Source organism: Porphyromonas sp. C0041D3, from assembly GCF_056590575.1.
Window position 1 is genome coordinate 1 of the sequence record NZ_JBWPWJ010000014.1, and the last position, 19,142, is coordinate 19,142.

The 19,142-nt window shown below is 57.4% G+C and carries 14 protein-coding genes; 9 read left to right on the forward strand and 5 right to left on the reverse strand.

Annotated elements, in window-relative coordinates:
* Positions 1 to 413 precede the first annotated feature (413 nt).
* Positions 414 to 1,583, reverse strand: coding sequence for a glycosyltransferase family 4 protein (locus AC1EKE_RS07880; RefSeq protein WP_480308972.1), 1,170 nt, complete (start codon positions 1,581 to 1,583; stop codon positions 414 to 416).
* A gap of 32 nt (positions 1,584 to 1,615) precedes the next feature.
* Positions 1,616 to 2,674 carry a lysylphosphatidylglycerol synthase transmembrane domain-containing protein gene (locus tag AC1EKE_RS07885; protein WP_480308973.1) on the reverse strand — a complete coding sequence of 353 codons (1,059 nt, stop codon included), beginning with the start codon at positions 2,672 to 2,674 and terminating at the stop codon, positions 1,616 to 1,618.
* 272 nt (positions 2,675 to 2,946) lie between these two features.
* Here AC1EKE_RS07885 and AC1EKE_RS07890 point away from each other — a divergent pair, with 272 nt between their 5' ends.
* The 6 genes from AC1EKE_RS07890 (at position 2,947) to AC1EKE_RS07915 (ending at position 10,780) form a co-directional block, all read left to right on the forward strand.
* Entirely contained in the window at positions 2,947 to 5,349 is a 2,403-nt protein-coding gene (locus AC1EKE_RS07890) for a TonB-dependent receptor (protein WP_480308974.1), read from the forward strand.
* 230 nt (positions 5,350 to 5,579) lie between these two features.
* Entirely contained in the window at positions 5,580 to 6,122 is a 543-nt protein-coding gene (locus AC1EKE_RS07895) for a hypothetical protein (protein ID WP_296158830.1), read from the forward strand.
* A gap of 135 nt (positions 6,123 to 6,257) precedes the next feature.
* Positions 6,258 to 7,550 (forward strand): adenylosuccinate synthase, encoded by a 1,293-nt coding sequence (locus tag AC1EKE_RS07900; RefSeq protein ID WP_296158829.1) that lies wholly within the window; start codon positions 6,258 to 6,260, stop codon positions 7,548 to 7,550.
* A 6-nt stretch (positions 7,551 to 7,556) separates the two neighbouring features.
* Positions 7,557 to 8,252, forward strand: a complete 696-nt coding sequence (locus AC1EKE_RS07905; protein WP_480308975.1) for a zinc metallopeptidase — start codon at positions 7,557 to 7,559, stop codon at positions 8,250 to 8,252.
* 129 nt (positions 8,253 to 8,381) lie between these two features.
* Positions 8,382 to 9,110: an energy transducer TonB gene (locus AC1EKE_RS07910; protein ID WP_480308976.1), complete on the forward strand. Its 729-nt coding sequence runs from the start codon at positions 8,382 to 8,384 to the stop codon at positions 9,108 to 9,110.
* Between the two features lie 293 nt (positions 9,111 to 9,403).
* Entirely contained in the window at positions 9,404 to 10,780 is a 1,377-nt protein-coding gene (locus AC1EKE_RS07915; RefSeq protein ID WP_480308978.1) for a TrpB-like pyridoxal phosphate-dependent enzyme, read from the forward strand.
* Between the two features lie 78 nt (positions 10,781 to 10,858).
* On the opposite strand, the gene AC1EKE_RS07920 is transcribed toward AC1EKE_RS07915, so the two are convergent.
* Genes AC1EKE_RS07920 through AC1EKE_RS07930 form a run of 3 tightly spaced genes read right to left on the reverse strand, consistent with a single transcriptional unit; the run spans position 10,859 to position 16,170 of the window.
* Positions 10,859 to 11,923, reverse strand: a complete 1,065-nt coding sequence (locus AC1EKE_RS07920) for an NAD-dependent epimerase/dehydratase family protein (RefSeq protein WP_296163248.1) — start codon at positions 11,921 to 11,923, stop codon at positions 10,859 to 10,861.
* Positions 11,924 to 11,956: 33 nt separating this feature from the next.
* On the reverse strand, positions 11,957 to 14,980 hold the full coding sequence (locus AC1EKE_RS07925; protein WP_480308979.1) for an AAA family ATPase: 3,024 nt from the start codon (positions 14,978 to 14,980) through the stop codon (positions 11,957 to 11,959).
* Positions 14,977 to 16,170 (reverse strand): metallophosphoesterase family protein, encoded by a 1,194-nt coding sequence (locus AC1EKE_RS07930; RefSeq protein WP_480308981.1) that lies wholly within the window; start codon positions 16,168 to 16,170, stop codon positions 14,977 to 14,979. The genes AC1EKE_RS07925 and AC1EKE_RS07930 overlap by 4 nt, the downstream gene beginning before the upstream one ends.
* Positions 16,171 to 16,307: 137 nt before the next feature.
* Here AC1EKE_RS07930 and AC1EKE_RS07935 point away from each other — a divergent pair, with 137 nt between their 5' ends.
* The 3 genes from AC1EKE_RS07935 to AC1EKE_RS07945 all read left to right on the forward strand — a co-directional run bounded on the left by AC1EKE_RS07935 (position 16,308) and on the right by AC1EKE_RS07945 (position 19,142).
* Positions 16,308 to 17,885: a sulfatase family protein gene (locus AC1EKE_RS07935; RefSeq protein ID WP_480308982.1), complete on the forward strand. Its 1,578-nt coding sequence runs from the start codon at positions 16,308 to 16,310 to the stop codon at positions 17,883 to 17,885.
* 382 nt (positions 17,886 to 18,267) lie between these two features.
* Positions 18,268 to 18,738: a transcription elongation factor GreA gene (greA, locus tag AC1EKE_RS07940; protein WP_480308983.1), complete on the forward strand. Its 471-nt coding sequence runs from the start codon at positions 18,268 to 18,270 to the stop codon at positions 18,736 to 18,738.
* Positions 18,739 to 18,752: 14 nt separating this feature from the next.
* A complete protein-coding gene (locus tag AC1EKE_RS07945; RefSeq protein WP_480308985.1) occupies positions 18,753 to 19,142 on the forward strand; it encodes an HIT family protein in 390 nt (129 codons plus the stop codon).

The window sequence follows — 19,142 nt, forward strand, 5'->3', positions numbered from 1 at the left end:
TCTTTTTCAGCATCCCCAGCCCCTCGGGCGGTGATGTGAGTGCAAAGGTACGAAAGTTTTTCATTCCTGCAAGCAACCTGGAAAATTCTTTTTCCCGATCCGCTCACCCCGACCTCTGCCGGAGCCTCAGGAGCGTACCCCTCTCGGCTTTGCGAGTGCAAAGGTACAACATTTCTTACTTCCTGCAAGCCCTCTCTCGCATTTGCCATCAAAATTAATGCGCCTCACACATGTATCGTCTTGATTTACAGACAGAAAAAATCCGAAAAGAAATTCACTCAATCTGATCATCTCGCTTGGGCACACGAGACAGGGCTTGGGTTATGTCCTTTATGTGACACCAAGAATAGTCCCTTCAGCCAAGAAACAAAGAGGCGTGGAGGGCAAAAAAAGGACTATGGCTATGGATCTCGCTACTTAATGTAGCGGTCAAAGACGGCCTTGTAGCCGTCGACCATACGGCCCCAGGAGAAGTGGTCGGTGGTGTAGGACTGTCCCCGCCTACCCCACTCTGCCAGCTCCTGCTGTGGCATCGAGAGGAGCTCTCGGATCTTGGCGGCCCAGCGGTCGGGATCCTCGGGCGGCAGGAGAGTGCCATTGGCACCCTCGATCACCGCCTCGGTGATGCCCTCTATGCCTGAAGCAACGACCCAGGTCCCCCGCACACTTGCCTCAAGAGCGACGAGGCCAAACCCCTCTTGATCCCCCTCGACAGGGATATTGGGCATCACGAAGAGGTCCGCCAGCGAGTAGAGCGACATGAGGTCCTCAAAGGAGACCCGCCCCAGGTGATAGACGCCGGGGGTCGTCTCCAGCAGCTCGTCCAGCTCTGCCTCATCGGTGGGTGCCCCGAGGAAGAGTCGCAGGTCATTCCATGGTATGTACCGTGTCACGGACTGCATGAAGGACTGCTCCTGCCGCCGAGGGCCGGTCATCAGCAGCACCACATCGGGTCCGAGAGAGGGCAACACATTCTTGATAAACCACGAGAAGCCCTTCCGCTTCACCGAGCGACCACTGGCGATGATCACCCGCTTGCCTCGCACGTCTACCCCTCGCGACAGCAGCTCCTCGATGATCTCCTCCCGGCGATCAGGCTTATCCGCCAGCGACACATCGACGCCATTTGGCACCGTATAGGTGTGCTCGGGGTCAAATCCTCGCTTGAGACACTGCTGGCGGGTGTACTCGCTGACACAGATTGCCGCACTGTACTGCTCCAGCTTGGGGATAAGCTTATCCTGATAGAAGTCCAGCGGGAAGGTGACGTCAAGCCCGTGATAAGTGACGATGACAGGGATGTCGAGCTCCTTCTGCATCCAGAGCGAGGCGGAGGCCATCGCCCCGTCATTGAGGTGGATCAGCCGTATCTCGGGATGGCTCTCGAGGCACTCCATGATGTGTCGCTTGAGCGCGGCGAGCCAGACCACCTTGGGCTGATCTCCTTTCTTATAGGTAAAGGAGTGGACCTTATAGTAGGTCTTGAGCCCCTTGATGAGCTCATAGCTCTGCCGCTCCATCCCTCCGGTGGAGGGGGGATACTTATGCGAGATACAAAGGATCTCAGGCTTCATTCCGATCATGGGATGTCAGAGTAGTTCATAGTAAAAAAGGTCTACTCCCCTCTCCGTGCTACCGGGTGACGGCGATAGACCACGAGTGAGGCGATCCCCGCCACAGCGAGCCAGAAGAGCTGACGCCCTCGTCTCATAAGCGAGGCAGCGAGCCACACCTCGTTGCTCTGCACACCAATGAGGTCGAGCATCACCTTATTCCCGTACTCCTCGATACCCAGCTGTCCGGGGATGACCGAGCCGAGGGTCTTGAAGATCCCCACGCCCATCTCCACGGCTATGGCGTCCATCACCGTGACGTGGAGCCCCAGTGTGGTGAAAATGACGAAAAACTCCATTGCTCCGAAGACCCAGTGGACCATACAGAGCCCAAGCGTGAGGCAAAAGCGACGCTTGTGTCGGTGAAAGAACCGTGCCGCCTCGAGATTGGCAGCGTAGGTCTTGCGGATCCGCTCCTCGGAGAGGAGAGACCAGTGTGTCCTCCGGGCAAGGCTGTCCACCGTCCGGCCGATCAGCAACCGCGGATGGACGAGCAGGCGGAAGAGACCATAAAAGATAAAGGCCATCACCGCCACCGTGCCGAGAGCGACCAGTACGCCTTGCGTCCCACGGATCGAACTCCCCATCAGGATATAGAAGACTGACACGATCGTCATCAGGACATTGGCAAGGATCACTAGCCCCCTATGGGTGAGGACCGAGCTGAGGGCGTGCTCGACAGAGATCCCATCGCGCCGCATCAGCATCACCTTCACCGTCTCACCGGCAACCACGCCGGTGGGGTTGAAAGGCGCGAGCATGTCACCTATCAGTCGGTAGATAAAGAGCCTCCAGAAGGGCAGGCTCCGCTCCCCGCCGACGCTGAGACAGAGATTCCACGCAGCATTAGATGCCGCATAGGAGATAAAGGACATCAGGACGACTAAGGGGAGCATCACCGGAGTCTTTCGGAGCAGGTCCCCCAGCGCAGAGAAGTCCACCGAGGCGACGAAGCGGACGACCAGCACCATCACCACCACGAGGAGACTCCAGGTGACGACTTTGATGATCCGCTTGGACTTCGCTTCGCCTCGGGGCAAAGGCTTCTTTCTATTGGACATATCCCTTGATCCTGCTCTGCTTCTTTGGTTGGGAGCGTGCAATAATACACTATTTTCCTGATATAGTCATACACTAATGCGCATCAGCATCTTGCAGCAGGGTCGGGGATGGTTGACCATTAGTGAGTAGTCTCACATCGGATGACTCTCGGAGAAACGCTTAATCCTGAAAAGGCCTGAATCTGTAACGGAAAAGAAACCAATTTGTCATAAGAAGGAGCGAACTTTGGGGCATTAAGTCATCGGAACACATCACTCAGAATAGTACTGCTATGTCGTCATTCAGTCGTCAAGCCATCCTGCTGCTCGGCATCCTCCTTCTCCTTCCCTTGGTCGCCCTCGGGCAGGGGACCGTCAGGGGTAGGATCACGAGCGCCAATCCCAATGCACCCATCACTGCCGCCACGATCCTTGTTCGGGGGACAGACCCACTGGTCTACACCACGATGGGAGAGGACGGGACCTTTGAGCTCCGTGCACCCATCGGGCGCCAGACGATCGAGGTGCGGAGCATCGGCTTCCTGAGCCGCGAGCTGTCGGTCACCGTGATGCCGACCAAGGAGACGGTCCTCGATGTAGAGCTGGAGCCCCTGGATGTCGTGCTGGGTGAGGTGGTGGTCTCCGCTCCCTACGACAAGAGCAAGACGCTCGACCCGCTGAGCTTCGCCGGGGGGCGGAGCTTCAGCACCGATGAGACCTACCGCTTTGCCTCCTCGCTCGGAGACCCGGCACGTATGGTGCGGAGCTTTGCCGGCGTCATGCCCGCCAACGACAGCCGCAATGACATCATCATCCGTGGCAATAGCCCCATAGGCCTGCAGTGGGTCCTCGATGGCATCGAGGTGCCCAACCTGAATCATTTCAATGCTGGGATCGGTCTCACTGGCGGGCAGGTCTCGATGATCAATACCAACCTGCTGACCAACTCTGACTTCCACCTCAGTGCCTGGCCGGCCCCCTTCGGCAACGCCCTCTCTGGCATCTTTGACCTGACGATGCGCCCCGGCAACACCGCACACCACGAGGGCTGGCTGCAGACAGGCTACGGTGGTCTGGAGCTGGGACTCGAGGGACCAATCCCTGTAGGGAGCGAGTCCAATTACCTCATCTCCTACCGTTACTCCGTTCCGCGGATTATGAGCGGACTGAAGCTGATGAAGCTCCCCGCCGTGCCGGAGTATCAGGACCTGACGGCCAAGGTCACCCTCCACGCCGACGACCGGCACAGTCTCTCCCTCATGACTCTCTGGGGGAAGAGCTTCATCAAGATCAATACGGATATGCTGGTAACGTCCGAGGACGGTATGATCGACATCGAGGATGAGGGGGCGCTCGACAGCTACAATCAGCTCATCGACGAGGGCAGTAGCAATCTCATCATCGGCCTCACCCACGATGCCCGGTGGAGCAAGCAGGTGCAGCAGCGCACCACCCTCTCTCTCGTCCGTACCGCCCTTGACCTCGACGTCAGGAAGCAACTCAAGGAGAGTGGAGAGCTGACCGACAACTACGAGCAGGTGATGAAGGACACCTCCAAGGAGATCAAGTACTCCCTCCACACCGACCTCACCTGGCACCCCGACCTCTCCTCTCTCGTGGTGGCGGGAGCGACAGGAGATATCTATCAGGTGGACTACCACGCTGACATACCGATAGCAACGGATGCGGGCACGGTAAGCGAGAAGGGGCGATTTGGTGTGGTGCGTCTCTATGGTCAGTACCGCTACAAGCCCTCCCAGCGCTGGGCACTCACCGCAGGTCTCCACGGCATGATGACTACACTCAATATATATAAGACTCTCGAGCCACGCTTGGGACTTATGTATGAGCCGGCACCATCCCATATCCTCGGCTTGGCGGGAGGGCTCTACAGCCAGCTACAGCCGAGGACCTTCTACTTCGCCCGCATCCCCGGGTCGGGTGAGGAGACCAATAGGGACCTCAAGCCGTCACGTGCTTGGCATGCGGACGCATACTACGACTGGGCCTTTGCCACCAACTGGCATCTCAAGGTGGAGGGCTACTACCAGCACCTCTTTGACATCCCGGTGCAGCAGGACCCCACCTCCGCCTGGAGTATGCTCAATGTCGGGGTCACGGATGACAACAGCATCGTCCCGCTGCCAAGTCTCGTCAATCGCGGCACTGGGCGAAACGTCGGTGTGGAGCTGACGCTGGAGAAATTTATCTCCAAGGATTACTACCTCCTCACCAATGCGACCCTCTTCAGCTCCACCTACACCACCGGTGCCTCCTCCAAGCGGTGGCACACGGCGATGGACGGCGGGTACATCCTCAACCTCACCGGCGGCGGTGAGTACGCCCTCAGCAAGTCGTGGACACTCACGGCAGACCTCAAGAGTACCGTCGCCGGAGGTATGCGCTACACACCACTCCTGAGGGAGCAGTCTGCAGCCGAGAAGCGCCCCGTCCTCGATGCTGAGCAGAGTAACACCCTCCGGATGAAGCCCTACTTTCGGACCGATATTAAGCTGGGCTTCCGCCACCCGGGGAGACGGATCACGGAGGAGTTTGGCCTCGACCTGCAGAATGTCACCAACTACCGCAACGTCATGGCCATGACCTACAACGAGCGGACCAACGACTACACAGCGATGCGGCTCCAGGGCTTCGCCATTATGGCGACCTGGCGCATCAGCTTCACCGTCCGCTGAGTGGCTGCTCGGACCGCATCGCGAGAGCCTGACTGTCAGCACGTGGGGGTCCTCCGGATCTAATACCGATATTAGAGTCATCTAATACCGATATTAGATGACTCTAATATCGGTATTAGAAAAGAGCGGTCTGGGATAGGATTATTGCCTACCTTTGTCGTGAGAGGAGCCGATCGTCTATGTCATCACCTCTCCCGGCTACATACCAACCACTGAACAAGCACTATCCCATGAAGAGAAACCTTATCCTCAGACTATCCCTCGGACTGATCGTCCTCTCCTCACTGCTCTCCTGCAAGGACGGGAGCCGCGAGCCGATCGATATGCACGAGCCGGAAGGGGTCAGGGATACACACGTGGCGATCCGGCTGGAGGACTGGATGGGGAAGCCAGTTATGAACGATGCCCTGGTCAGAGATCTGATGATCTTTGATACCGAGCGAGGCGGCAGCCGGATCCCCTACTCCTTTGTCACCAAGGGAAATGACTGCTACATCAACTTCATGGCACCCATTCCCTCCTCCGTGATGAAGGGAGAGAGAAAGGGGACCGTCAAGTCACGGATCAAGATTGCCTACAAGACTCAGAGCATTCCCCTCGAGTGCACCATGACCTTCGCTCACGGACGGGAGGGATACATTATGGACAGCGTCTTCGTGCTGCAGAGCATACGGATCGGCGACAAGATCATCAAGCGTCCGGACAGGGGTCCTCTCCTCATCACACTGAGACTGGACTTCAAGGAGGAGAGGGTGGAAGTGATAGCGAAGTAGGTCTATCGGCACCGGCAAGAGAGAGAGGAGTCGGAGAGAGCGTTTCGCCCTCTCCGACTCCTTTGCGGATGAAAGAGTGGCGAAATTGCTATATTTGTACTCACAGATATAGTAAGATAGAATAGATACTGAGCTATGGATAATAAGGTAGATGTCCTGCTGGGACTGCAGTGGGGCGATGAGGGAAAGGGAAAGGTGGTCGATGTGCTGACCCCCCATTATGATATCGTCGGACGCTTCCAGGGCGGCCCCAATGCCGGTCACACGCTGGAGATCGAGGGCAAGACCCACGTCCTGAGATCTGTGCCGTCGGGAGTCTTCCAGAGCGGGTCTGTCAATATCATCGGTAACGGTGTGGTGCTCGACCCAATCCTCTTCGCCAAGGAGGCCGAGGAGCTGGAGGAGGCCGGCGTGGTGCTCCACGAGCGGCTGCGCATTGCTCGCAAGACCCACCTCATACTGCCGACCCATCGTCTCCTCGATGCTGCCAATGAGCAGGCCAAGGGAAGCACAAAGATCGGTACCACCGGCAAGGGCATCGGACCGACCTACACCGATAAGATCAGTCGCAACGGACTTCGCGTCGGCGACATCGAGACCCCTGACTTCCGCGCCAAGTACGAGGCTCATCGGGAGCGTCATCGCCGCATGCTGTGCGACCTGCTGGGTCACGACCCTCTCCAGGAGGCCTCCTTTGCTGAGCTGGAGAGAGAGTTCTTCGACGCGATCGAGAAGCTGAGAGCCTACAAGCTGATCAACTGCGAGTACTTTGTCAATGACGCCCTCCGCGAGGGCAAGCATGTGCTCGCCGAGGGGGCGCAGGGTAGCCTGCTGGACATCGACTACGGCTCCTACCCCTTCGTCACCTCCTCCACCACGATCGCCTCGGGCTGCTGTGCCGGCTTCGGCGTAGCACCGTCCCGGATCGGTCGGGTATTTGGGATCTTCAAGGCCTACTGCACCCGCGTCGGCGAGGGGCCCTTCCCGACAGAGCTCTTCGATGAGACCGGAGACGAGATGAGCCGCGTGGGACACGAGTACGGCGCGGTCACCGGACGGAAGCGCCGCTGTGGCTGGATCGATCTCGTGACGCTCAAGTACACCACCATGCTCAGCGGTGTCACCGACCTGATCATGACCAAGGGCGACGTGCTGGGAGGCTTCGAGGAGATCAAGGTCTGCACGAAGTACCGGGTCAATGGGAAGGAGACGACGGAGTACCCCTTTGACATCAATGCCGAGATCGAGCCGATCTACACCACCCTGCCCGGCTGGAAGTGCGACCTCACCGGCATCACCCGAGCTGAGGATCTACCGGAGGCCTTCACCTCCTTCATGCGCTTCATCGAGAGGGAGCTGGGGGCACCCATCTCCATCGTCTCTGTCGGTCCGGACCGCAAGCAGACCATCATCCTGAGAGAGATCTGATCGACCATGACCGGCTCCACAAGCACACTCCTCTGGATCCTCCTCTTCGTGGTGATGATCGTCGGGATGATCATCCAGAAGAGCCTGACGTCAAAATTCCGCAAGTACAGCAAGATCCCCCTCCACGACGGACTCACCGGCAAGGAGGTGGCTGAGAAGATGCTTCGCGAGAGTGGCATCACCGATGTGGAGGTGCGCCCGACGCAAGGGATGCTGACAGACTTCTACAACCCCGGCGACCGGACGATCAACCTCAGCGAGGGGGTCTACTCCTCGAGGAGCGTCGCCGCCGCTGCCGTAGCGGCACACGAGACTGGGCATGCCCTGCAGCACCATGTGGGGTACAGTATGCTCCGCCTGCGGACAGCTCTGGTACCTGTGGTCACCTTCTCCTCCAATATCCTAAGCTTCGTGCTGCTTGCCGGACTGCTATTAGTGCGGGTCTTCCCCCAGCTGCTCCTCTTCGGGATCATCCTTTTTGCCGCGACGACGCTCTTCAGCTTCGTCACCCTGCCGGTGGAGATCGATGCGAGTAGACGCGCTCTCGGCTGGCTGGAGCGAAGCGGGGTAACTGGTCCTGAGGACCACAAGTACGCCGTCAGTGCGCTACGTAGCGCTGCCTACACCTACGTGATTGCGGCAGTGGGATCGCTTGCCACTCTGCTTTACTACATATCGATATATAGCGGTAGTAGGAGGTAAAAAAAGTATTTCTCCCCCGGATGTGCTTTGTTTTCTCAATAAAAAGAGTACATTTGTGGACAAGTCCGTAGCTTCGACTGCGGAGGAGTATGACGAAACCAACAAAAAACTCTATAACTTACAAGTAGCATGAGCAATAACATGAACGTCGAGGACCGTCAGGTCAAGAAGACTAAGCGTGCTGACCTTGAGAAAAACAAGGGCACGTACTTCTTGATGGGCTTGCTCGTCTCCCTGGGTCTCGTGTTTGTAGCCTTTGAGTGGGGTACGCACGACGTCAAGGTGGACGATGTACAGTCTGACGCAGTCATCGAGGAAGTCGAGGACATTATGATCACGCCACCCGACGAGACCCCTCCCCCACCCCCCGAGCCCGAGGAGGCTCCGGTGAATGTGGAGATCCTCCAGGTCGTCGAGGATGACGTCGAGGTTGCCGATGTGGAGATCGCCTCTGTGGACGACTCCTTCGACAAGCTGCAGCAGACCTTCACTCCGCCGGCACCTGCACAGCAGGGACGTAAGCAGGAGAAGGTAGAGGAGGAGCAGATCTTCGAGTTCCTCGAGGAGATGCCGGAGTTCCCCGGCGGTCAGACCGCTATGCTGAAGTGGCTCAATGACCACGTGAAGTACCCGGCTATCGCCGCTGAGAATAACATCCAGGGTAAGGTAATGGTCAGCTTCGTCGTGGAGCGTGACGGATCTGTCTCCAATGTAAAGATTGCCCGCGGTGTAGACCCCTCTCTCGATAAGGAGGCCGTCCGCGTCGTGGAGTCTATGCCGAAGTGGAAGCCCGGTATGCAGACTGGTAAGCCGGTTCGCTGCCGCTTCAATCTCCCTGTGACCTTCAAGCTTCGCTAATCCAAGACCCTACCATGTCAGTCCTTGCCCTCAGACCGCAGAGCAGCACGCTCAATCGCTGGTGGTGGCGCCGATATACGACGGTATACCGGAGCAGGACTGCTGATGTCTCTATAGGTATGATCTAAGAGACTCATAGGGACGGGAGAGAAATCCCGATACCATACAAGAGCAGGAGACATCCGGTACGCCGGTTGTCTCCTGCTCCTTTATTTTACCTCCATATCAATGGGACCTTGCACCCCTTTCATCGCTGCAAGATCCTATCCCGAGACACATTTTTTCCATACATTATGAAGCAAAAGAAAATCATCCTCCCCGAGAGCGAGATCCCCACAGAGTGGTACAATATCCAGGCAGAGATGTCCACCAAGCCACTCCCCATGCTCGACCCGAAGAGTCTCCAACCGATCACTGCCGAGGACCTCTACCCGATATTTGTCGAGGAGTCGGCCAAGCAGGAACTCAATCAGCGAGACGCCTGGATAGCAATACCGGAGGAGGTGAGAGAGAAGTACCGGATGTACCGAAGCACGCCACTCGTACGCGCCTACGAGCTGGAGCGGACACTGGACACGCCGGCGCACATTTACTTCAAGGACGAGGGCGGTAGTCCCTGCGGCTCGCACAAGCTCAATAGCGCCCTCGCCCAGGCCTACTATGCCAAGGAGCAGGGCATCACCAACGTCACCACCGAGACCGGCGCCGGTCAGTGGGGCAGCGCCCTCTCGCTTGCGAGTAGGATCTACGGACTGGAGTGCGCCATCTATCAGGTACGAGTGAGCTACGAGCAGAAGCCCTCACGCCGGACGATGATGCAGGTCTACGGCGCTCAGCTCACCCCCTCGCCTAGTATGAGCACCCGCGCGGGGAAGGATGTGCTGACGCGAGACCCCGACAACCCCGGCTCCCTAGGCATGGCGATCTCCGAGGCGATAGAGCTGGCACGCACCACGCCCAATACCAAGTACCTCCTCGGGTCGGTGATGAACCATGTGGGACTGCACCAGACGGTCATCGGACTGGAGGCGGAGCGGCAGATGGCGCTGGCAGGAGAGCGGCCGGATGTGGTGATCGCCTGCTTCGGTGGCGGATCCAACTTCAGCGGGATGATCTTCCCCTTCCTTCGCCACACCCTCCGCGATGGTGCCACCACTCGCTACATAGCGGTGGAGCCGAGCTCCTGCCCCAAGCTCACGCGAGGGCGCTTCGCCTATGACTATGGTGATGAGGCTGGCTACACCCCGCTCATCCCGATGTACACGCTGGGGCACAGCTTCGTCCCCTCAGCCATCCACGCCGGAGGACTGCGCTACCACGGCGGTGGGTCAGCCTTCTCGCAGCTGCTCAGGGACGACTACATAGAGGCGATGGATGTGGATCAGATAGAGAGCTTCCGTGCCGGCATGCTCTTTGCCCGGACGGAGGGGATCATCCCCGCCCCCGAGAGCTGCCACGCCATCGCAGGAGCGATCCGCGAGGCGGAGCGGTGCAAGAGGGATGGGAAGGCTGAGACGATCCTCTTCTGCCTCTCGGGCCACGGTCAGCTCGAGATATCCGCCTACGAGCAGTACATCCGCCACACGCTCACCGGTGGCTCGCCCACCGATGAGGAGTTGCGCGCCGGGCTGAGGGACCTCCCCGAGGTGCCGGCGGGTGCGATCGACTGACGGGACAGAGGGATAAAAAAAGGGGGGCTGTACCGGATACCCGGCACAGCCCCCCCCTTTGTATCGTGGTCTATAGGGTCACTCCATAGTCAGGTCCTCATCGCGGAAGAAGTGACGCATCATCGTGACGTCCTGAGTCTTCCAGGCGACATAGGGCTCACTGATATGGAGGAGGTAGCTCCTGACAGCCGATGAGAAGACCTTGGTGGCAAGCTTCTGAATGCCGGGTATATGGCGACTGAGCTGGTAGTAGTAGTCTGCCAGCGTGTCGGTGCGGAAGTGGACAATGTCCTCCAGATCCTTCCCGTCAGCGAAGAAGCCGCAGTGGAAGTTTTTCGTAGCAAAAGCCCTGCTCGGGAAGTCGAAGTCGCCCAGCCCGTAGATCTTGAAGTTTCGGGTCAGGAACTCCCTGTAGGTGGTGGTACACTCCTTTCCGCCCCCGAGATTGAAGATGCGCCCATCCAGCTCGTCCAGGTGATCCAGCGCATTGACAAAAGCGCGGGCGGTGTCGGCCGGGGTGCAGATCTCCAGCGTCGTATCGAGTGGCATGTGAAACATGATCCCCGACATCGTGTGATTCTCCGCACCCATGATGGCACTGAGACGGAAGATGGTATACCGCAGCCCCGACTCCCGGATCAGCTGCTCCATAGCGAGCTTAGTCTGGGCGTAGTGGTCCCCCTCGGAGGGCTGCACGGGGTCGGTGACTCGGATCATCGGGTCCTTGACCCGATCACCATAGACCGAGACACTGGAGGCCATAGCGATGAACGCCTCCGGTGCATGAGCCCTCAATACCTGCAGGAGGTTATTGGTTCCCTCGACATTGATCTTATTGGCGAGGTCAGGATTCTGATCCGCAGCCGGAGGGATGATCGCAGCAAGGTGGACGACGTAGTCCACTCCCGTGCAAGCCTCCACGAGTGTCTCCGGCTTGGTGATGTCTCCATAGAAGGGCTCAATGTGCCCCTGCAGCTGATCGAAGAGATCGCGATTTTGCGGGGTGGCGAGGTCAAAGGCTCGCACCTCCACATCGGGGCGGAAGCGCACAAAGCCCCTAAGTACCCGGGAGCCAATGGTCCCACCGGCACCGGTGACGAGGACTCTCTTGTGTGGACCACTGGAGTAATATCTCTTATTCATAACCTGATTTTCTATATTCGTTATCGATAGGTATTACAAATGTAATACATTTGGGGCAAACAACATTTGATCACTGCCCCTATTCACCCTCTGTCCGTCTCGTACCATCACTAGCTCGCTAAGGGTGCGATTTTTCGGCTCCACCTCGATCCTCGTAGCGATGCGCTCCCTGAGCGCCTGTACGTGGCTGATGAGTACGATCCGCCGATCCATCCGCTCGTGCAGCTGCTCCAGAGCCTGCATCACCTGGTCCAGACTCTTAGGGTCGAGCGTACCAAAGCCCTCATCGATGAACAGGGTGTCCACCACACTCTCTCCACGCAGGCGAGAGAGTGCAAGAGAGAGACTGAGCGCCACCATGAAGCTCTCGCCTCCCGACAGGATCGTCACGCTCTGAGGAGGCTGACCCGTCTCGGGGTCCTCAACAAGGATGGCCGATGACAAGGACGTGGTCGTGAGGCGATACTTGCCTCCTAAGTCGACCAAAAACTCATTGGCCGACTCCAGCAGATACCTGAGGATGTAGCCCTGTGCAATACCCCGTAGCTTCTTCCCCTCCGCATCCCCGAGCAGGTCGGAGAGAGTCTTCCACTTCTGCCTCCTCTCACTCAGCTCCTTCTTCCTTCCCTCGAGTTCGGTGAGCTTCTTAAGTTTGTCGCTGTACTCCCTATAGGTAGCATCAGCATCTCCCTGCTCCCTGCGCTTCGTTTGCATCTTATCTATGACCTCATCGATACTCGACTGTATAGAGGAGGAGGTAAGCTTATCCAGACCGGGGTGTTTTTCTCTAAGAGACTTTAGCGCTTCTTCGGACTTCCTCTTGTCTTCGGTAGACCTAACGAGATCCGTGCGGACTTGTATGAGGGCATCGTAGACGACCGTTGGGGCAGGCTCACTCCCGGCTGTGACAGGAGTAGGTAGTGTGTCAGGAAAGGCGGGTCTCAGTCTCTCAGACACGATCTTGTCCATAAGCCGGAGGTTGTCGGAGAGCTTACCGATCTCACTCTCCATAGCAGCATATGTCTCTTTCTTAGAGCGATAGTCCTGAGCTTCTTTGGTCAGGCTCACTGCCAACTCATTGAGATCGGACTGCAGCAACTCTTTTGTATCCAGATAGGTGAGCCCCTCTAGCAGCTCTTTAGTCAGCGAGGCGATATCCTTGCGAAGTGACTTGCAGGTCGTGCTGTGCTCCTTGCAAATGCTTTGCCGAGTAGCCAGAGTACTCCTCTCCTTCTCTTGTTCTTCTCTTTTGCGCGTAGCTTTCTTTTCTAGATCGGCAACCGCCTTTTCTGCCTTATCGAGCTCGTCCTTAAGGTTCTTGACTTCCTGCAGGCTCTTATTGATCTTATCCAGACCTGACTCGATGTCCCTAAGCCTCTTCTCGATCTCAGGCTCTGACTGACCGATAGGGAAATCACCAGGATGCTTGCTCTGCCATTTCTTGATCTCCTGCTCCTTGCTCTTGATCTGGCCGTTGAGGTCAGCGACCTTGAGAGATTTCTCATTAAAATCAGTCTCTGCCGCTTCCTGCTGCTTGAGAGAGGCATCGTACCCCTCCTTGAGGGGACGAAGCAACTCCTCCAAGTCCTCATCCCGAGGCACCTCATGGACAATCTGATGGCAGACAGGGCATCGATCCCCCACAGAGAGATCAAGCCTGAGACTCTTGGCAAAGTTTCCAACCGATGCCTTCATTTTGTCCAATCGATTGCGATCGCTCTCCAGCTTTTTCGTAGCCTCTTCAAGTTCCTTTTCAGAGTCCTTGCTCTCTGACTCTGCATCCGCTTTCTTAGTATTGAGATCAAGCAGCTCCCGGGATGCTTCATTGGCAGACTTGAGGTCCGTCAAGTACTCCTTCTGCGTGCGCAGATCTGTCTCATTGAGGGCGTTTAGCTTGTCTTGAAGCGTTGCTTTCTTTTTCCGCTTTTCTTCAGCTGTCTGCTCTATGTCTTGGAGCTCTTTTTGTATTTCGTTCAGCTTCCTTTCGCTCTGCCTTCGCTCTTGATAGGCTTTTTTCTTCTTCTCGATTGTCTGAGTGCACTCACTTCGCTTGCGTGAGAGATCCTTGAGTGACTTAGCCAAGCTATCAGCCTTGTCGTACATGGGGATGTGCTCCGAGAGCTCAGACAGCTCATCCTGTATCTTTTTTTGCTCAAACTCCTTAGCCTCAGAGATACTTCGGATGCTCGCTATCTCTCCCAGTCTATGGGCATAGTCATCCCTCAGGGTCACCCGCTCCTTGTCGCAATTCTCTATAGTGTCTTGATGATGCTCTATGTCGTTGCAGACTTTCATCTGCTCGTCCAGACTGCTTTTTTCCTCGGCAAGTTTCTTGATCTCATGCTCCAGCTCGCTCTGCTTTTGCGCGCATGCTGAGACCTGCTCCGGAGTAGGCGGATCCAGAGACTTTATCTCACTCTTACATTGATCATACCTCTGCTTGTAGTGGTCTGCGATCCGGTAGATCTTCTTACCATAGTCTGAGCACTCCTCCATGCCTGTGAGCCGCTCCAAGATCGAGGAGCGTGTACCCTCGTCACTGAAAAGAAATCGGGTAAAGTCGCCCTGAGCCAGCAAAACAGTCTGGGAGAAGTCTTTGTACGAGAGTCCGACGACCTTCTCGATCTCCTCCTTCACCCCCTTGGTGATCACTTCACCATCTTTATCGACGAAAGACCTTTGGGGTGGCTGAAGGGCTCCATCGTGCTTACCTCTGGCACGACGAATCCTCCACGTGGCCTTGTACTTGTCCTCGGATGTGGTCGTAAAGGTGAGACAGCAGGAGGCATACGCGGTGCCACGTCGCATCAGCTGAGCGACGTCACCCGAGCTGAAGACCTCCTCCCCTGAGGTATACTTCTCTGACTTACTCCGACTGAGACGAGGACTGCACCCATAGAGGGCGAGGCAGATCGCATCAAGGATGGTCGACTTACCGGCGCCGGTATTGCCACAGATAAGCACGAGACCACTTGATCCCAAGTCCTTCTCAAAGTCTATCCTCGCCTCCTCGAGGGAGAGAAGGTTGTGGATCTCTAAAGTTTTCAGTCGTATCATATCGTTATCCCTGCTTGGCTACATACTTCATCAATGGTGCCAAAGAGGTCAAGCAGCTCCTGTCGCCCCTCCTCAGAGAGGTCCGTATGCTCCTCTAGGTACATCTCCACGATCCTCTGCGGGGAGTAGGTATTCAGCTCGTCGGGGCTGACCATACGCTGCTCCACTCTCTCCGCTGCCACCGACTCGGGGTACTCCATCATGACGGTGCAGTACCGAGCACTCTTCCCCTCGAGAGCCTTAGTGGCCTGCTCGAGGTAGTCAAAGGGGAGTGGCTTATCAGGCTCCCCCAGCACGTGAAGCCGGATGTAAGCCTGCTCATCAGCGTCCATAGTGCGAAGCAGATCGATTGCATCACTGTAGGAGACCGCCTGCTCAGGTAGGGTGAGAAGGGGACGGGCAGTAGCCAGAGCCCTAAAGTCTACCCTTGGAGTCTTCCCCCTATCCAGCTCCACAACCAGCACACCATGCTCCGCCGGCTCATCAAAGGAGATTGGCAGTGGCGAACCTGAGTAGTGAGCCTGATTGCTCAGCTGCTGTCGCCTGTGGATATGCCCGAGCGCCAGGTAGTCGTATCCGGTGCCAACGTCAGAGAGGGGCATCGCCTCACTGCCTCCCACGATGTCGCGGGACTGTCGGTTACCATTGAGCCGGGCGTCGGACAGGTAGAGGTGCGCCATTAGGACTGTCGGCAGGCTCTCCTTGCTCAGCTGCTCGCTTACCCTCTGGAAAAAGCTCTTCTGTCGTTCCTCTACCTTATCACTCTCTTGGTGGGGAAAATTAGCGGGGTAGCAGAAGGGGATCGCCATCACCACTCCTTTCCCCTCTATCTCGATGCGATTGCGCTCAAGAGTAGGGTCGATCGTGCCTATCAGGTGGATCCTGTGGGAGAGCCAGGGCGGCGCGGCAGCCTCCAGCCTGAGACCGCTATCGTGATTGCCCGCCGTGAGGATGATCTCCGTCTCGGGAGAGGCTTCGTGGAGGCTCAGCAGGGCGGTATTGAGTTGCTTGACAGCGGCATTGGAGGGCATATACGAGTCGTACACGTCCCCACTCACTAAGAGCGCATCAGGCTGCTCCTCCGCCATCAGATCGGCAAGCTGAGTGAAGAAGTAGCCAAACTCCTCCTCTCGGTCGTAGCCGTAGAGCTCATGCCCGATATGCCAGTCGGCGGTGTGAATAATCTTCATAGGGTGCAGGTCTAAGGTGTCAGTAAATATAGCGAAAAGAGCCGTCTCCCTCCACAGCTAAGGGGATCCCGATCACGATGATGAGGTCTGCTGTTCCCCTCAAAAACCTTAGTTTTGCATACAACACCAGCAGACTTATGAAGAAGAATAGCGCCTATCGGGCAGCGGCGGGGCTCAGTGCCGTGGCCGGCATCGTACTGCCTACCGCCTGCGCCACCAAGGCAAAGGACGAGACCCCGACCCGATACAATATCCTGATCATCGAGAGCGATGACCATACCTCCCAGATGATCTCCGCCTATGGCGGCGAGATCGAGACGCCCAATATCGACCGGCTCGCCGAGGAGGACGGGGTGAGATTTGACAACGCTTTCGTCGTCAACTCCATCTCCGGACCCTCCCGCGCCTGCCTCCTGACGGGGAAGCACTCGCACAAGAATGGCTTCACGAATAACGAGCACGGTGTCTTTGACGGCGACCAGCAGACCTTCCCCAAGTTGCTCCAGGCGGCCGGGTACCAGACCGCCATCATCGGCAAGTGGCACCTCCACTCCCTCCCACAGGGCTTCGACCACTGGGAGATCCTGCCGGGTCAGGGAGACTACTACAACCCCGCCTTCATCACCGCTCCGAATGATACGGTAAAGGAGAAGGGCTACGTCACCGACCTGATCACGGACAAGAGCCTCGACCTGCTCCGCAGCCGGGACAAGAGTCGCCCCTTCATGCTTATGGTGCAGCACAAGGCGCCGCACCGCAACTGGATGCCCCGCATCGAGGATCTGGATCTGTACGAGGATGTGACCTTCAAGCTACCGGAGAACTTCTACGATGACTACGCCGGACGACCGGCAGCCGCGCGCGCGGAGATGAATATCGGGGAGCACATGGACCCCTCCTACGACTGCAAGCTCCTCCGTGACGACCACCCGACCCACTACTCGCAGACCTACCAGTGGATCCTCTCCGGTATGGACGAGGAGGATAGGGATAAGTTCCTCGCCTTCTACCGCCCCATGGCGGACTACTACTGGGACAGCAAGGTGACTGACCGGGAGCGGATGGAGTACAAGTACCAGCGCTATATGCGCGACTACGCCAAGGTGATCCACCCGATCGACGAGGGCGTCGGACGGATCATCGACTACCTCAAGGAGGAGGGGCTCTGGGACACGACCATCGTCCTCTACCTCGGTGACCAAGGCTTCTACATGGGGGAGCATGGCTGGTTTGACAAGCGCTTCATGTACGAGGAGTCGATGCACTACCCGCTTCTGATGCATCTCCCCAAGGGGCTCGATGCTCGAGGAGCCATTGAGGAGCTGACGCAGAATATCGACCTTGCACCCACCTTCCTCGAGCTCGCCGGTGTGGCGATCCCTGAGGACATCCAGGGTGAGTCCCTTGTCCCGCTGCTTAAGGGGGCAAAGGAGCTCCCCGGGCGGGACAAGATCTACTACCACTTCTACGAGTACCCCGCCGAGCACAGCGTGATGCGTCACTACGGAGTGCGCGATGAGCGATACAAGCTGATCCACTTCTACCTTGACCGGGACTTCTGGGAGCTCTACGACCTGCAGGAGGATCCGCACGAGATGAAGAATGTCTACGACGACCCCGCCTACAGCGAGATCATCGACCGGATGCGCCGGGAGCTCGTGGAGGCACAGACCCAGTACGAGGACACCCTCGCCCTCCGGCTCAATGGCTTCTGATCCGACCACCTGTCTGCCTGAGTAAGGCAGGCAGTACTGATAGCAAAAAGGGGTGACTTCAAGATCTTGAAGTCACCCCTTTTTGCATTGAGCTACGCAGAGACACTCGCAGACCCAGAGGCGAGGAGGAGGATAGACCGGACGGCATTTTTTTCGTACCTTTGTGGTGGTTCTGAGGGGGTCGATCGTGACCGCTACAGACCTCATACACAGAGACTGACTACGGGATCGGAGCGGAGCCTCCGGACTGCAGACGGAGCAACGATTCCAGGCGGAGTGCCGCTTGGGATTGTTTCCTTTTTGTCTGCCGGGCTGCTCCGATGGTCCTTGCGTCAGGACTGACTTTAAGGGAAACCATTCATAGCACTTAGTATAAAAAACTATGGACTTTATCTATATGACCGAGGAGGGCTACAAGAAGCTCTCCGAAGAGATTAGTAAGCTGGAGAGCATAGACCGCCCCGAGGTGATCCAGGAGATCGCCGAGGCGCGCGAGAAGGGCGACCTCTCCGAGAATGCCGAGTACTCCGCCGCTAAGGAGAAGCAGGCGGTGCTGGAGGATAAGATCGCCCAGCTCCGTATGCAGCTCGCCAACGCCCGCATCCTCGACACCGCCAATATCGACACTTCCAAGGTGGGTATCCTGAGCAGGGTGACGCTGACGAATATGAAGAATAAGCAGCAGCGCGTCTTCACCATCGTCTCCGATACGGAGTCGGACAATAAGGAGGGCAAGATCGGCATCTCCACCCCGATCGCTAAGGGTCTCCTCGGCAAGAAGCCCGGAGACATCTGCGAGATCGAGGTGCCCGCTGGTGTGCTCACCTTCCGCATCGATGAGATCAATATCTAAGTCTACCCTACGCCATGACCATCTTTAGCAAAATCATCCGGGGAGAGATCCCCAGCCACAAGATCGCCGAGGATGAGCACAACTATGCCTTCCTTGACATCAACCCCCTCCGTCCCGGTCACACGCTCGTAGTTCCGAAGCGGGAGGTGGACTACTTCTTTGACCTCAGCGATGAGGAGCTGGCGAGCCTGATGAGCTTCGCAAAGAAGATCTCCGCTGCCATCCGGGAGATGAGTGGCTGCCGCAAGGTGGCTGCCGTCGTCCTCGGGCTGGAGGTCAATCATGCCCACCTGCACCTGATCCCGATCAATAGCGAGAGCGATGCCGACTTCCACGGCGAGCATGTCTCCATGACGGACGAGGAGCTGGAGGAGGTGGCACGGCACATCCGCGAGAGACTCTGA

Excerpts from the sequence above, each read along its gene's own strand:
- AC1EKE_RS07880 (WP_480308972.1), bottom strand. The coding sequence starts at position 1,583 with ATGATCGGAATGAAGCCTGAGATCCTTTGTATCTCGCATAAGTATCCC.
- AC1EKE_RS07885 (WP_480308973.1), bottom strand. The coding sequence starts at position 2,674 with ATGTCCAATAGAAAGAAGCCTTTGCCCCGAGGCGAAGCGAAGTCCAAG.
- AC1EKE_RS07890 (WP_480308974.1), top strand. The coding sequence starts at position 2,947 with ATGTCGTCATTCAGTCGTCAAGCCATCCTGCTGCTCGGCATCCTCCTT.
- AC1EKE_RS07895 (WP_296158830.1), top strand. The coding sequence starts at position 5,580 with ATGAAGAGAAACCTTATCCTCAGACTATCCCTCGGACTGATCGTCCTC.
- AC1EKE_RS07900 (WP_296158829.1), top strand. The coding sequence starts at position 6,258 with ATGGATAATAAGGTAGATGTCCTGCTGGGACTGCAGTGGGGCGATGAG.
- AC1EKE_RS07905 (WP_480308975.1), top strand. The coding sequence starts at position 7,557 with ATGACCGGCTCCACAAGCACACTCCTCTGGATCCTCCTCTTCGTGGTG.
- AC1EKE_RS07910 (WP_480308976.1), top strand. The coding sequence starts at position 8,382 with ATGAGCAATAACATGAACGTCGAGGACCGTCAGGTCAAGAAGACTAAG.
- AC1EKE_RS07915 (WP_480308978.1), top strand. The coding sequence starts at position 9,404 with ATGAAGCAAAAGAAAATCATCCTCCCCGAGAGCGAGATCCCCACAGAG.
- AC1EKE_RS07920 (WP_296163248.1), bottom strand. The coding sequence starts at position 11,923 with ATGAATAAGAGATATTACTCCAGTGGTCCACACAAGAGAGTCCTCGTC.
- AC1EKE_RS07925 (WP_480308979.1), bottom strand. The coding sequence starts at position 14,980 with ATGATACGACTGAAAACTTTAGAGATCCACAACCTTCTCTCCCTCGAG.
- AC1EKE_RS07930 (WP_480308981.1), bottom strand. The coding sequence starts at position 16,170 with ATGAAGATTATTCACACCGCCGACTGGCATATCGGGCATGAGCTCTAC.
- AC1EKE_RS07935 (WP_480308982.1), top strand. The coding sequence starts at position 16,308 with ATGAAGAAGAATAGCGCCTATCGGGCAGCGGCGGGGCTCAGTGCCGTG.
- greA (WP_480308983.1), top strand. The coding sequence starts at position 18,268 with ATGGACTTTATCTATATGACCGAGGAGGGCTACAAGAAGCTCTCCGAA.
- AC1EKE_RS07945 (WP_480308985.1), top strand. The coding sequence starts at position 18,753 with ATGACCATCTTTAGCAAAATCATCCGGGGAGAGATCCCCAGCCACAAG.